This is a genomic window from Ferrovibrio sp. (assembly GCF_035304305.1).
GTDB lineage: Bacteria > Pseudomonadota > Alphaproteobacteria > Ferrovibrionales > Ferrovibrionaceae > Ferrovibrio.
Genome location: NZ_DATGQG010000095.1, coordinates 1 through 14,003, shown reverse-complemented (window position 1 = coordinate 14,003; position 14,003 = coordinate 1). Strand labels below are relative to the sequence as shown.

The following is a 14,003-nucleotide window of genomic DNA, read 5'->3' as shown; positions in this document are numbered from 1 at the left end:
TGTCCTTGGCCACCGGGGTCGACGCGGCACAATTCACCCCCGGCTTATATCTGGTGGCGACCCCGATCGGCAACTCGGCGGACATCACGCTCCGCGCGCTCGCGCTGCTGCAGCGGGCCGATCTGGTGGCCTGCGAGGACAGCCGCGTCACGGGGCCGTTCCTGAAGCGCTACGGCATCCAGGCCAGCCTGCTGCCATACCATGAGCATAATGCGGCGAAAGTGCGACCCCAGCTGCTGCAGCGCCTGCGTGACGGCGCGGTGGTGGCGCTGGTGTCGGATGCCGGCACGCCGCTGATCAACGACCCCGGCTACAAGCTGGTGCGCGACTGCATCGCGCAGGGCATCCATGTCACCGCCCTGCCGGGCCCGTCGGCGGTGCTGACCGCGCTGAGCCTGTCGGGCCTGCCCAGCGACCGTTTCCTCTATGCCGGCTTCCCGCCGCCGAAGGCCGGGGCGCGGGCCGAGTGGCTGGCCGAACTGAAAGCCGTGCGCGCCAGCCTCGTGCTGCTGGAAAGCCCGCAGCGGCTCGCCGACAGCCTTGCCGCCATGGCGGACATACTGGGCGGCGCGCGCGAGGCCGCGGTGGCGCGCGAGCTGACCAAGAAGTTCGAGGAGGTGCGCCGCGGCAGCCTGGCCGAGCTTGCGGCCTTCTACGCCGGACACGGGCCGCCGAAGGGCGAGGTGACGCTGGTGATCGGCCCGCCGCCCGACCAGCCGGAGGCCACGGCGGGCGATCTCGATGCCGCGCTGACGGCGGCGATGCGGCAGGTGCCCCTGCGCCAGGCGGTGGACGAGGTCAGCGCCGCGCTGGGCCTGCCGCGCAAGGCGGTCTATGCCCGCGCGCTGGACCTGCGCGACCGGGGGCAATGACGGCGCGGGCGGCGCATCTGCTGCGCGGGCGCCGCGGCGAGCGGCTCGCGGCATTCTGGCTGCGCCTGCAGGGCTTCCGCATCCTCGCCCGCAACTGGCGCCACCCGGCCGGCGAGGTGGACATCCTCGCGCGCCGCGGCAATCTGCTGGTCGCCGTCGAGGTGAAATGGCGCGCCAGCCTCGACGCGGCGGCCGAATCGATCCTGCGACAGCAGCGCCATCGCATTGCCAATGCCGCTGCGGTATTCTTGTCGCGACAGCCCGATGCGGCGAAGCTGCGGCTGCGCTTCGACGCCGTGCTGCTGATGCCCGGCCGCCTGCCGCGCCACGTCCGTGACGCGTGGCGGCCTTAGATTGTCGGTCCCGGTCCAGACAGAAGGAGTGCCTGCGTGCTGCCGTTCCGTTCCAAAGCCCTGCGTTTCCCCTTCGCGCTGCTTGCGCTGCTGGCCCTGGCGCCCGCGCTGAGCGGCTGCCTCGGCGTGGCGGTCGGCGCCGGCGCCGCCGCCGGCGTGGCGGCGGCCGAGGAGCGCGGCGCCAAGAACGCGGCGAACGACAAGGGCATCCAGCTCGCCATCAACGACGCCCTGTTCCGCACCGACCTGGCGCTGTTCCACAAGCTCGGCACCATCGTCTACGAGGGCCGCGTGCTGCTGACCGGCGTGCTGCAGACGGAAGAGCAGAAGGACCAGGCGCTGAAGCTGGTCTGGAGCGCCTCCGACCGCATCCGCGAGGTGATCGACGAGATCGTGATCGCGCCGCCGGGCACGATCCTCGATTTCAGCAACGACGCCTGGATCACCGGCCAGCTGCGCTTCAAGCTCGCCAGCGACCGCGAGATCGTCGACATCAACTATTCCATCGAGACGGTGAACGGCACCGTCTACCTGATCGGCCTGGCGCAGAACGAGGCGGAACTGATGCGCGTCACCGATCACGCCCGCACCATCAGGGGCGTGCGCCGCGTCGTCAGCCATGTCTGGCTGAAGACCGATCCGCGCCGCCAGCCGATATAGGGCCGGCGATGACGGACCGCGCGGCCATCGAGACCTCTCTGAAGGCGCTCGGGGCCGCGCCGGATGACGGCTTCGACATCGCCGAGGCCGCGCTGCTGCTTGCCGCGCTCGACCGGCCGGAGACCGATCTTGGTCCCTATCGCCGCCATCTCTCCGACATCGCCGCGGCGCTGAACCGCATCGATGCCGGCGTGGAAGTGGCGCCGCGCGCCATGGCGCTGGCCGCCGTGCTGGGCGTCGAATTCGGCTATCGCGGCGACACCGAAACCTACGACGATCCGCAGAATGCCGATCTCATCCGGGTGATCGACCGCCGCATGGGCCTGCCGGTGAGCCTGGGAATTCTCTACATCTACGCCGCCCGCGCCCAGTCCTGGCCGGCGGCCGGTCTCGACTTCCCCGGCCATTTCCTGATCAGCGTCGAGGGCGAGGACGGCACGCTGGTGCTCGATCCTTTCCGCGGCGGGCGCATCGCGGCGCCGCCCGACATGGCCGAGCTGCTGCAGCGGCTGGGCAGCGGCGACCAGACCCTGCAGCCAGAGCATCTGCGGCCGATGAGCGGCCGCGAGGTGCTGCTGCGGCTGCAGAACAACATCAAGGCGCGGGCCTGGCGCGCCAGTGACGCCGAGCGCACGGCGGAGATCCTGCGCCGCATCCTGCTGTTCGCGCCCAACCATGCGCTGTCCTGGCGCGAGCTGGGCGTGGTGGAGGGCAGCCTCGGCCATATGCGCCAGGCGATCGCGGCGACCGAGCGCTATCTCATGCTGTCGGGCAGCGAGGCGGCAAGTCTTGAGGCGGAAAGCTTCCTGCGGCACATTCGCAACCAGTTGAACTAGCCGCGCGGCGCTTTAGCTTTTCCGCACCGCACCGCACAAAACGCACAGAACGCAGAAAAGGACCCGCCATGGTGCTCAAGGTCGCGATCCAGATGGATCCCATCGAGAAAATCGACTTCGATGGCGACAGCACCTTCGTGCTGGGACTGGAAGCCGGCCGTCGCGGCTATCCGATGTGGCATTACCTGGCCCATGACCTGAGCTTCCGCGACGGCCGCGTGCTGGCGCGCGCCCGGCCGATGGAACTGCGGCACGAGCGCGGCAACCACTACACCATGGGCGCGCCGGAACTGATCGACCTTGCCGAGATGGACGTGGTGCTGATGCGCCAGGACCCGCCCTTCGACATGGCCTACATCACCGCGACGCATATCCTGCAGCACATCCATCCGAAGACCCTGGTGGTGAACAACCCGGTCGCGGTGCGCAACGCGCCGGAGAAGCTCTACGTGACGCATTTCGACGGCGTGTTGCCGCCGACGCTGATCTCCTCCGACATGGAGACGATCAAGGCGTTCCGCGACGAGCACAAGGACATCATCCTCAAGCCGCTGTTCGGCAATGGCGGCGCCGGCGTGTTCCACCTCAAGCCCGATGACGAGAATCTCGGCGCCCTGCTCGAGATGTTCACCGCGCTGTCGCGCGAGCCGGTGATCGTGCAGAAATACCTGCCCGAGGTGCGCCAGGGCGACAAGCGCATCATCCTGATCGACGGCCGTCCGGCCGGCGCGGTCAACCGCGTGCCGGCCAAGGGCGAGGCGCGCTCCAACATGCATGTCGGCGGCCGGCCGGAAAAGGCGACGCTGACCAGGCGCGAGCAGGAGATCTGCGAGATGATCGGGCCGCATCTCAAGCGCGAGGGCCTGATCTTCGTCGGCATCGACGTGATCGGCGATTACCTTACGGAAATCAACGTCACCTCGCCCACCGGGATCCAGCAGATCAACCGCTTCGACGGCGTGAAGCTGGAAGCCGAGATCTGGGACGCCATCGAGGATGCGCTGGCGCGCCGCGTGCTGGCGTAATTTCCTGGTCGCGCAGGCCATCGCGCATACGATGATAGGCTTGGCGCCTGCCTGAATTTTTTGCACCCGCGTAAGCCGCGGCGTTTACCGTAATTCCCCGGTGACTTTTGGCGACGCGATGCTATTGTCCGCCGCCGAGCGCGGCCGGGGGCAGGCCGCACGGGAGATCGGACGTGGCGCAGGGGGCCTTTCTCAGCATTCAGGATGTCGAGCGGCTGCTGGCGGATCCCTCGCCGGCGGCGCGCGCCGACACGGCCGCGAAAGTCGCCCGCGCCTACAGCGTACCCAGCCTGAGCGACAGCGAGCGCCAGCTGGCGCAGGCGATCGTCGCCGCCCTGTCGCGCGACGCCGAGCTGCGCGTGCGCCAGGCGCTGGCCGAGCATATCGCCGACAATCCCGACCTGCCGCCCGCGATCGCCGCCCGCATGGCGCGCGATGTTGCCGCCGTCGCGGTGCCGGTGCTGCGCCGCTCGCCGGTCTTCACCGATGCCGAACTGATCGAGCTGCTGCAGTCGGTCTCGCCGCAGCACCAGGCGGCGATTGCCGGCCGCGCCCGCGTCTCAAGCGAACTCTGCGGCGCGCTGGTCAGTCATGGCGCCGAGCCTGCCGTGGCGGTGCTGATGGGCAATCGCGGCGCCCCGGTGAGCGAGCCGATGATGGAACGCGCGCTCGACCGCTTTCCTGACAGCCGCGCGCTGGGCGAGGCGCTGGCGCGGCGGCCCGGCGTACCGGCGAAATTCGCCGCCCGGCTGGTGGCGCTGGTTGCCGAGGATCTGCGCGAGACGCTGATCGCGCGCTACCGGATTCCGCCGGCCATGGCGGCCGACATGATGCTGCAGCTGCGCGAGCGAAGCCTGCTCGGCCTGCTTGGCGAGGGCGCCGCGCCGCCGGCGCTGGCCGGGCTGGTCGCCGACCTCCAGCGACAGGGCCAGCTTTCGCCGGGCCTGGTGCTGCGCGCGCTGGCCGGCGGCGACATCGTCTTCTTCGAGCAGGCGCTGGCGCAGCTCTGCAGCGTTCCGCTGCGCAACGCGCAGCTGCTGATACACGATCCCGGCGGCCGCGGCTTCCGCGCCATCTACGACCGCGCCGGCCTGCCCGGCGAATTCTTCGCCATGGCCGCCGCCGTGGTGGAAATGGCGCGCGGCCAGCAGTCGGGCGCCGACCGCGCGTTTTTCGTCGAGGCCGTCACCACGCGGCTGCTGGCGGAGTTCTCCCATCTCTGGGACGGCCAGGACCTGCGCTGGCTGGAACGCCGGCGCGCGCGGGCCCAGACGGCGCAGCGGATCGCCGCATAACCGCCGAGCCGAGATGACCGACGCACCGGAGCAGCCGCTGCATTCGGAAATCCTGTGGATGCCGAGCCGCGTGCCCCTGCCCGACGGCAGCCGGATGGCGCGGCTGATGGCGACCTTCTATCCGGGCCTGCAGCCGCCGCCGCCGCGCGGCTGGCCGCTGGTCGTGTTCAGCCACGGCTCCACGGCCGGCGGGCGCCATCGCACCGACGAGGTGCTGCGCTTCGAAATCCAGGCGCGCTATTTCCTCGCCCGCGGCTTCGCCATGCTGGTGCCGATGCGGCGCGGCCGCGGCGGATCGGAAAGCGACTATGTCGAATGGTACGATCCCGATCCGCTGAAACTCGGCGAGGGCCTGCATCACGCGCTCGACGATCTCGATGCGGCGATCGCCTTCATGCGCAACCGCGATGACATCGACGGCAGCCGCATCGTGGTGGCGGGCCAGTCGCGCGGCGGCCTGCTCAGCGTGCTCTATGCCGGCCAGCACGGATCGGGCCTGCGCGGCAGCATCAATTTCTCCGGCGGCTGGAACGACACCGCCGGCGCGACCAACGTCTTTACCCGCGACATGCTGCTGCGCATCGGCGGCGATGCGATGGTTCCCTCGCTCTGGCTCTATGCCGCCAATGACAGCATGTTCGCGCCGGACATCGTGCGCCAGTGGCACGATGCCTATGCCAGCACCGGCGGCCATGCCCAGCTCTACGTGTTTCCGCCGCTGGAGGGCGCCGACGGCCATTGCCTGCTCGATCACCCGGACCTGTGGCAGTCGGCGGTGGATGCCTTCCTGCACCAGCTCGGCTTCGGCTGGTAGCCGTTCCGCCCCTCAGGCCCGTCCGGTGCGGACGGCCGGAAACACCACGGTGACGCGGGTGCCTTCGCCGGGGGCGGAGTCGATTTCCAGCCGGCCCTGATGCGCGGCGGCGAAGGCGCGCACCAGCGACAGCCCGAGTCCGACGCCGCCGTATTTGCGGCTCAGCTGGGTGTCAGCCTGCTCGAAGGGCTCGAAGATGCGCGCCTGGTCCTCCTTGGCGATGCCGATGCCGTAATCGCGTACCCACACCTCGATCTCGCCCTGCGCGTTCAGCCGCGCGCCGGCCTCGATCGGCGTGGCGCCGGGCGAGAACTTGAAGCCGTTGGCCATCAGGTTGAGCAGGACCTGCCGCACCAGCCGGCCGTCGGCGATCAGCGGCGGCAGGTCGGGATCGACCTCGATGGTGACCGCCTGCTGCGTGCGGCCGAACTGCGACGCGGCGAGCCGGGCGCAGGTGGCGATCTCCTCGTCGAGGAAGACGTCCGTCTCGTTCAGCACGATCTGGTTGGCCTCGATGCGGGCGAGATCGAGGATGTCGTTGATCACGTCCAGCAGATGCCGGGCGCTGGCGTTGATGTCACGCAGATACTCATCGTATTTCGGCGATTCGGGGCCGAACATGCGCTGCTGCACCAGATCGGAAAAGCCGATGATGGCATTCAGCGGCGTGCGCAGCTCGTGGCTCATGTTGGCGAGGAAGATCGTCTTGGCCTGGCTGGCGGCCAGTGCCGCGTCGCGCGCCGCGCTCGCCTTGCGCAGCAGTTCCTGCTGCTCGGTATTGTCGATGACGATCAGCGCGCGGTCGCCCTGCGGCGTCTCGCGGATGCGGGCGCGCACGAAGCGGCCGTTGGGCAGGGCCCGCGTGGCGCCGCCGGACAGCTTTTCCTGCAGGAGGTCGGACAGTCCGGCCGTCTCCAGCACGGCCGCCAGATCGGCATTGCGCTGCAGGGTCTGCTCGTCGATGCCGAGCAGGGCGGGGAAACGGTGGTTCCACAGCTGCAGCCGGCCCGCGGCATCGACGAGGGCGAAGGCCTCGCTGCTTTCGGCGACGTTCAGGAGTTCCTCCTGGGCCGCGCGCACCCGCTCGTACAGCGCGGTGTTTTCCTCGTGCAGCAGGCGGTTGCGCCGGATAACGCCGAAGATCAGGCGGTTGGTGAACAGCATCGCGACGGTGAAGGCCGAGGCCATCAGGGCGAGGCCGATGCCGTCGCCGTCGCCGCGCAGGAACAGGCCGGTGATATAGGGTACGGCGGCGGTGAGCATGTAGAGCGCCGCCGCCCGCGGCACCACCGCCATCGTCGCGGCGGCGCCCGCGATCATGCCGCCGGTCGCGGTGATCAGCAGGACCTGGTAGGCCAGCCCGAGCCGGTCGAGGAACAGCGCGCCGGAACCCCAGAGCAGACCCGACAGGCCGGCAGTGACCATGTCGATGCCGCGCTCGCCCCGGCGCCGCGGATTGCCCGCGGCGTCGCGCTCCGGACCGATGAAGAAGCGGCGCGCCATCATCAGGGCGACGACGACCATATGGGCGAGCCACCAGATGGTGATCTGCGGTCCGGGGAAATCGGTCGACAGGATGGCGGCGGTGGCGCTGGCGGTGCACAGCGTCACGAGGGCATTCAGCGGCAGGAACTGGCGGAAGCGGGCGCGCCGCCGGTCGCTCCTGCGATGCCCTCTGGTTTCTGCTGTCCGCCTGGCGCTCAACGAACTGCCCGTTTGTAATTCCCTGCCGCCTATTCAACCTCTAAACGTAGGTGGCGTCCATTCTTTCCCGGCCGCTACCAGCCGTTCACCCGGTCCCATTCCGCCACGACCGCCAGGCCGCCGCCCTGGTCCAGGTTTTCGGTGACGTAGTAGCGGTCATACATCGCGCCGGTCATGCAGGAATGGTTCGGCAGGGCGCGAAGGCGGCTGCCCGGCGGAAAGGCGGCGAAATCCAGCGCCGCCGCCGGCGAACCCTCCGGCGCGGGAAGCGGGCCGACGAGGCCGTGTTCCTGGTGCACGTCATGGATCGCCAGCCCCGGCAGGGGCAGCGGCGCCCCGGGGCGGCAGACCAGGCCGTAGCCGGTGCCCGGCGCATGCTCGTTGGCGCCGGTATCCTTCGACAGGGCCAGCCCGCCGGCATCGATCAGCAGATGGTTGCGGCCGCGGTGATGCGACACCACGGTGGCCAGCACAGAGACGGCGATATCCTCCATGCGGCAGGACTGCACGCCGACTTGGAAGAGATCGAAGAAGACGTAGTTGCCCGGCCGCATCTCGGTGACGCCGGCAAGGCTGTCGGCATGCACCGCCGTCGGCGTCGAGCCGAGGCTGACGATGGGGCAGGGATGGCCGGCCTCGCGCAGGCGCTGCGCCGCCTTCACCACCGCCGCGCGCTCGTCTTCCGCGATGTGCCTGATCTCTGCGATCGTCCTGGCGTGATAGGAATGGCCGGCATGGGTCAGCACGCCGGCGAGTTCCGCGCCCGGTTTCGACAGGGCTGCCGCGATCGGCAGCAGCGCCTCGGAGTCGGGCGTGATGCCGGCGCGGCCCAGCCCGCAGTCGATCTTGATCAGCACGCGAAAGGTGACGCCGAGCGCCGCGCCTTTTTCGGCAATCGCGAGCGCCACGTCGAGATTGTCGGTGATGATCTTCAGGTCGCAGCCGTCGCGCCGCATGATCGCCGCCACCTGCGCCAGCTTCTGCGGCGCGACCGGCACGGCATAGAGAATGTCGCGGAAGCCGCGGGCGGCGAAGTAGTCCGCCTCCGCGAGCGTCGAGACGGTGATCGGGCCTTTCGCGCCGCCATGGGCGATTTCGGCGATGGTGGCCGATTTCGCCGTCTTCAGATGCGGCCGCAGCTGCACGCCGAGTGTTTTCGCGCGCCCGCGCATGCGCAGGCAGTTGCGCTCCAGCCGCGTGCGGTCGAGCAGCAGGACGGGCGTGGGGAGGTCGGCGAGATTCATCGCGGTTCGCGGCTTTCGAAACTGTGGTCCGTTTCCGCGACCATAGCCGCTATCGGTGTCCGAAACGACAGGAAAACAGACCGGGCCGGCGGCCGGCGGCCTATGGCTTCGCCGGCAGCACGAGCTGGGTCTGCGTGACGATGGCGGCGAGTTTGCCGTCGCCGCGGCTGATCCTCGTCTGCCACACCATGGTGGTGCGGCCGCGATGCAGCGGCGTGCATTCGGCCTTCGCCGTGTCGCCGGCCGGGATGGCGGCGAAGAAATTGGTCTTGCTCTCGATGGTCGTCGTGCTGGCGCCGTCGCTCAGGTTCGCCACCGTGCCGATGGCGCCCAGCGTGTCGGCGAAGGCCATCATCGCGCCGCCATGCAGCACGGCAGGCCGGGTGCAGAGTTCGGGCTTCACCGGCAGTTCGGCGGTGACCTTCTCCCTGGTGACCTCGAGGATCTTCAGGCCCATCAGGTCGGAAAAGGGCAGGCTGTTATCCGGCATGGTCTCTCTCCCTGGTTTCGCGGCAGTCTAGCCGCTTGGCCTTGCCGCCGGAACGCCTGTAGCATGCGCGACAACAGAGGAACGCCCATGCTGACCCATGCCGAGACATCCGAACTGGCCCGCTCGGTGCTGGCGGTGCCGCCGCTGGCGCTGACGCCGGAGCTGGACTTCGCCGATGCCGCCAATGCGGCGCTGATCCGGCATATCGAGGCGGGCGGCGTCAGCACGCTGCTCTATGGCGGCAACGCCAATGTGCAGAACTGGCCGGTCTCGCGGTTCCGGGACTGGCTGGAGCGTCTGGCCGGCATGGCGGCCGAAAACAGCTGGGTGATTCCCTCGGTCGGGCCCGACTGGGGCAAGCTGATGGACCAGGCGGCGATCCTCAAGCACATGCGCTTCCCCGTCGCCATGGCCCTGCCGATGACCGGGCCGCAGACGGCGGACGGCGTGGCGCGCGGGCTGCAGGATTTCGCCGCCGCCGCCGGAGTGAAGCTGATCGTCTACATCAGGAGCGAGAATTACGTGGCGCCCGAGGCGCTGGGCCGGCTGGTGGAGCAGGGCGCGGTCTTCGGCATCAAATACGCCGTGCCGCGCAGGACGATCGAGCAGGACGCCTATCTCGACGCGCTGATCGCCGCGGTGGGGCGCGCGCGCATCGTCTCGGGCTTCGGCGAGCCGCCGGCCGTGCCGCACATGAGGCATTTCGGGCTGGCGGGTTTCACGGCGGGCTGCGTCTGCCTCGCGCCGGCGCTGTCCATGCAGCTGCTGCGCACCCTGCAGGCGCAGGACTGGGCCGCGGCTGAACGCCTGCTGCCGCATTTCGCCCCGCTGGAGGATCTGCGCGAGCGCGGCAACAACATCCGCGTGCTGCATACCGCGGTGACGCTGTCGGGCCTCGCCGACATGGGCCCGATCCTGCCGCTGCTGACAGAGGCCGATCCGGCCCTGCATGAGGAGATCCGCGCGGCGGCGCGGGCGCTGCTGGCGGCCGAGATGGCGCACCGGGCCGGCCGGGCGGCGGCCTGATTCCCACCGGCGCAGGCCCCGGTCACGGAAAAATTGTGGCGGAATCTCGGCGACCCCTCCTTGACAGGGCGGGGGCGGGTGCTTAGGTGTCTGGCGCTCTCTCAGGGAGAGTGCTAACAGCCCTGCGCGATCGGCTGCCAAGTCTTTGATTTCGTTGGGCTCCCGAGGAATTCACATCCTGTCTATGCGACAACTTATGGAGGATCGCATGAAGTTTCGTCCGCTGCATGACCGCGTGGTGGTGAAGCGCGTGGCCGAGGAAGAGCGTACCGCCGGCGGCATCATCATTCCGGATACCGCCAAGGAAAAGCCGATGCAGGGCGAAGTCATCGCCGTCGGCCCGGGCGCCCGGGACGAGAACGGCAAGGTTCAGCCGCTGGACGTCAAGGTCGGCGACCGCGTCCTGTTCGGCAAGTGGTCGGGCACCGAGGTGAAGCTGGATGGCGAGGAGCTCCTGATCATGAAGGAGTCCGACATCATGGGCATCATCGAGGGTGTCGCCAGCAAGAAGAAGGCCGCCTGATCCAGGGCGCCCCGACAATTCTGTCTTGATTCCAAGGAGAAACGAATATGGCTGCTAAAGACGTCAAGTTTGGCGCCGATGCGCGTAGCAAGATGCTGCGCGGCGTCGACATCCTCGCCGATGCCGTCAAGGTGACGCTCGGCCCGAAGGGCCGCAACGTCGTGCTCGACAAGTCCTTCGGCGCGCCGCGCATCACCAAGGACGGCGTCACCGTCGCCAAGGACATCGAGCTTGCCGACAAGTTCGAGAACATGGGCGCCCAGATGGTGCGCGAGGTTGCCTCGAAGGCCAACGACCAGGCCGGCGACGGCACCACCACCGCCACCGTGCTGGCCCAGGCCATCGTCCGCGAGGGCGCCAAGGCGGTTGCCGCCGGCATGAACCCGATGGACCTGAAGCGCGGCATCGACCTCGCCGTCGAGAAGGTGATCGAGGACGTGCGGGCCCGCGCCAAGAAGATCGCCGGCTCGAAGGAAGTCGCCCAGGTCGGCACCATCTCGGCCAACGGCGACACCGAGATCGGCGAGATGATCGCCAAGGCGATGGAGAAGGTCGGCAACGAGGGCGTCATCACGGTGGAAGAGGCGAAGAGCCTGGAGACCGAGCTGGACGTCGTCGAGGGCATGCAGTTCGACCGCGGCTACCTGTCGCCGTACTTCATCACCAACGCAGAGAAGATGATCTGCGAGATGGAGAACCCCTACATCCTGCTGCATGAGAAGAAGCTGTCGGGCCTGCAGGCGATGCTGCCGGTGCTCGAGGCGGTCGTGCAGACCGGCCGTCCGCTGCTGATCGTCGCCGAGGATGTCGAGGGCGAGGCGCTGGCCACCCTGGTGGTCAACAAGCTGCGCGGCGGCCTCAAGGTCGCGGCCGTCAAGGCGCCGGGCTTCGGCGACCGCCGCAAGGCCATGCTGGAGGACATCGCGATCCTCACCGGCGGCCAGCTGATCTCCGAGGATCTCGGCATCAAGCTGGAGAGCGTCACCCTGCAGATGCTGGGCACCGCCAAGAAGGTCACGATCGACAAGGAGAACACCACGATCGTCGGCGGCGCCGGCAAGAAGAAGGACATCGACGCCCGCTGCGCCCAGATCAAGGCGCAGATCGAGGAGACCACCTCCGACTATGACCGCGAGAAGCTGCAGGAGCGGCTGGCCAAGCTGGCCGGCGGCGTGGCCGTCATCAAGGTCGGCGGCGCCACCGAGGTCGAGGTGAAGGAGCGCAAGGACCGCGTCGACGACGCGCTGCATGCGACCCGTGCGGCGGTCGAGGAAGGCATCGTGCCGGGCGGCGGTACCGCCCTGCTCTATGCCACCCGCGCCATCGACAAGGTGCGCTGCGAGAACGGCGACCAGAAGCATGGCGTCGAGATCGTGCGCCGCGCGCTGCAGGCTCCCGTCCGCCAGATCGCCGAGAACGCGGGTCTGGACGGCGCCGTGGTGGCCGGCAAGCTGCTCGAGTCGAAGGACACCAACTGGGGCTTCAACGCCCAGACGGAAGAGTACACCGACCTGGTCAAGGCCGGCGTGATCGATCCGGCCAAGGTCGTCCGCGTGGCGCTGCAGGGTGCGGCTTCGGTCGCCGGCCTGCTGATCACCACCGAGGCGATGGTCGCCGACAAGCCGGAGCCGAAGGCTCCGGCCGCCGGCGCGCCGGGCGGCATGGGCGGCATGGGCGGCATGGACTTCTAAGTCCGGCACCCGCCGTCATCTCACTGGAAGGCCCGGGAGCGATCCCGGGCCTTTTTTCTGGCCGCGCGTCTTCCCCCGCCGGCCCGGCAACCACGCATCGCTGCCGTGAAAAATCGTTTCGCATCAAAAGCGTCGGGGGAATTTATTCGTATACGAACGGGCTTGCCGCTGCGGGCCCGTTGCATTATCGAAGGGGCTGTTCAACCGGGATCGAGCCGGAGATGGAGACGCAGACCCCGCCGGACGGATCCGGCAAGACTGCCGCCGGCCCGGCACAGGCGGGCACCGACGAAATCTGCCAGCGCTGCGGCCGCGCCGGCGCGGGCTGCGGCGCCCAGCTGCCCGCGCTCTACGCCTACTGGAACGCCCGCCGCCGCGGCCGGCGCTTTCCCGCCCGCGCCGACATCGATCCGCTCGACCTCGCGCCCTGGCTCGCCAACATCTTCCTCGTCGAGGTCGATCCGCGGGGCACGCCGCGCTTCCGCTACCGCCTCTCGGGCACCGCGGTGGACGAGATCCACGGCCAGACCCTGACCGGCAAGTCGCCGGCCGACATCCGCACGCCGGAAGTCGCCCGCATCGTCGAGGAGCAGTACGAGGCCGTGCTGGCCCGCCCGCAGCCGCGCTGCGACCGGCTGACCCTGCTGGGCGACGACGGCCGCGTGTGGAGCTACGAGCGCCTGATCCTGCCGCTGAGCAGCGACGACGCCACGCCCGACATGTTCCTCTGCGGCATCTACCGCGTGCCGCCGTCGGGCCGGCCGGGCTGATAGCGAACCGCATCGCGCACGGAACTGCTTCGCTGCGGAACCGCATCGCACACGGAACTGCTTCGCCACGGAACTGGGCCGCATCGCCCCTGTTTCCTCTTCTCTGCCGCCGCATATCGGGCCGCAGCATCAGAGGAATGAAGGGAGATTTGTCATGCCCCGGCACTGGAGAGATCACGAGCACGGACACGGGGAATACGGACGCGGGGAATACGGGCGCGGGGATTACGGCCGCGAGCGCGGGGAGCGGCGCGACGACAGGTCCGCAGAGCCGGGCCAGGAACTGAGCCGCCGCGACTATGGCGGCGCGCGCTTCACCCGCGGCATGGAGCGCGATGTCATCGCGCCCGATCCCGGCGGGCGCGGCGCCGCCGGGATGGGCCCTGATGACATCGGCCCCGATGACATGAGAGGGGGCACGCGTTCGAACGTCGACTGGTCGGGCAGCGGCCGCGGTTACGAAGACGACGGGCGCGACGCGCCGTTCAGCCATGGCGGCATGGGCCATCGCCAGCGCCCGGGTATGGGCATGGGCATGGGCGGGGAGGATGTCGCGCGCTACCGCCGCCATCTCGATGCCGGCCCACGGCCCGGCTACGGCTATGACGACAGGGATGACGACAGTTACGGCGCGCGCTGGGCGCCCTTCGGCGGCCATGACGCGGAAACCCGGGGCCCGCGCAGCCAGCGCGGCCTGGGC

15 protein-coding genes are annotated in these 14,003 nt (G+C 69.3%); 12 read left to right on the top strand and 3 right to left on the bottom strand.

The genetic code is table 11. The annotated features are described in order from the left end of the window. The first annotated feature begins 53 nt into the window (after positions 1–53). The 7 genes from rsmI to VKZ87_RS11245 all read left to right on the top strand — a co-directional run bounded on the left by rsmI (position 54) and on the right by VKZ87_RS11245 (position 5,855). The gene (gene rsmI, locus VKZ87_RS11275) at positions 54–872 is read left to right on the top strand and encodes a 16S rRNA (cytidine(1402)-2'-O)-methyltransferase (RefSeq protein ID WP_324221357.1); all 819 of its coding nucleotides are present in this window, start codon (positions 54–56) and stop codon (positions 870–872) included. Beyond that, positions 869–1,225, top strand: coding sequence for a YraN family protein (locus VKZ87_RS11270; protein WP_324221356.1), 357 nt, complete (start codon positions 869–871; stop codon positions 1,223–1,225). Before rsmI ends, VKZ87_RS11270 begins: the two co-directional genes overlap by 4 nt. Before the next feature lie 36 nt (positions 1,226–1,261). Then, positions 1,262–1,885: a BON domain-containing protein gene (locus VKZ87_RS11265; protein WP_324221355.1), complete on the top strand. Its 624-nt coding sequence runs from the start codon at positions 1,262–1,264 to the stop codon at positions 1,883–1,885. Positions 1,886–1,893: 8 nt separating this feature from the next. Next, complete coding sequence (locus tag VKZ87_RS11260; protein ID WP_324221354.1) at positions 1,894–2,721, top strand: transglutaminase-like domain-containing protein; 828 nt, start codon at positions 1,894–1,896, stop codon at positions 2,719–2,721. A 68-nt stretch (positions 2,722–2,789) separates the two neighbouring features. Next, positions 2,790–3,746 (top strand): glutathione synthase, encoded by a 957-nt coding sequence (gene gshB / locus VKZ87_RS11255; RefSeq protein WP_324221353.1) that lies wholly within the window; start codon positions 2,790–2,792, stop codon positions 3,744–3,746. A gap of 173 nt (positions 3,747–3,919) precedes the next feature. Beyond that, positions 3,920–5,041, top strand: a complete 1,122-nt coding sequence (locus VKZ87_RS11250; protein WP_324221352.1) for a DUF2336 domain-containing protein — start codon at positions 3,920–3,922, stop codon at positions 5,039–5,041. Between the two features lie 13 nt (positions 5,042–5,054). Next, a complete protein-coding gene (locus tag VKZ87_RS11245) occupies positions 5,055–5,855 on the top strand; it encodes a dienelactone hydrolase family protein (protein ID WP_324221351.1) in 801 nt (266 codons plus the stop codon). A gap of 12 nt (positions 5,856–5,867) precedes the next feature. On the opposite strand, the gene VKZ87_RS11240 is transcribed toward VKZ87_RS11245, so the two are convergent. The 3 genes from VKZ87_RS11240 to VKZ87_RS11230 form a co-directional block, all read right to left on the bottom strand. Continuing rightward, the gene (locus tag VKZ87_RS11240) at positions 5,868–7,466 is read right to left on the bottom strand and encodes a sensor histidine kinase (RefSeq protein ID WP_324221350.1); all 1,599 of its coding nucleotides are present in this window, start codon (positions 7,464–7,466) and stop codon (positions 5,868–5,870) included. A 167-nt stretch (positions 7,467–7,633) separates the two neighbouring features. Continuing rightward, positions 7,634–8,803 (bottom strand): alanine racemase, encoded by a 1,170-nt coding sequence (locus tag VKZ87_RS11235; protein ID WP_324221349.1) that lies wholly within the window; start codon positions 8,801–8,803, stop codon positions 7,634–7,636. Between the two features lie 100 nt (positions 8,804–8,903). After that, the gene (locus VKZ87_RS11230) at positions 8,904–9,293 is read right to left on the bottom strand and encodes a PaaI family thioesterase (RefSeq protein WP_324221348.1); all 390 of its coding nucleotides are present in this window, start codon (positions 9,291–9,293) and stop codon (positions 8,904–8,906) included. Positions 9,294–9,380: 87 nt separating this feature from the next. Between VKZ87_RS11230 and VKZ87_RS11225 the strand changes: the two genes are divergently transcribed. The 5 genes from VKZ87_RS11225 to VKZ87_RS11205 form a co-directional block, all read left to right on the top strand. Then, positions 9,381–10,319, top strand: a complete 939-nt coding sequence (locus tag VKZ87_RS11225; protein ID WP_324221347.1) for a dihydrodipicolinate synthase family protein — start codon at positions 9,381–9,383, stop codon at positions 10,317–10,319. Between the two features lie 208 nt (positions 10,320–10,527). After that, positions 10,528–10,842, top strand: coding sequence for a co-chaperone GroES (gene groES / locus VKZ87_RS11220; protein WP_324221346.1), 315 nt, complete (start codon positions 10,528–10,530; stop codon positions 10,840–10,842). A gap of 47 nt (positions 10,843–10,889) precedes the next feature. Then, on the top strand, positions 10,890–12,533 hold the full coding sequence (groL, locus tag VKZ87_RS11215) for a chaperonin GroEL (protein WP_324221345.1): 1,644 nt from the start codon (positions 10,890–10,892) through the stop codon (positions 12,531–12,533). Between the two features lie 221 nt (positions 12,534–12,754). Next, positions 12,755–13,303, top strand: coding sequence for a PAS domain-containing protein (locus VKZ87_RS11210; RefSeq protein WP_324221344.1), 549 nt, complete (start codon positions 12,755–12,757; stop codon positions 13,301–13,303). 154 nt (positions 13,304–13,457) lie between these two features. Beyond that, positions 13,458–14,003: hypothetical protein (locus tag VKZ87_RS11205; protein WP_414655648.1), on the top strand; the 546-nt coding region annotated here is incomplete at its 3' end.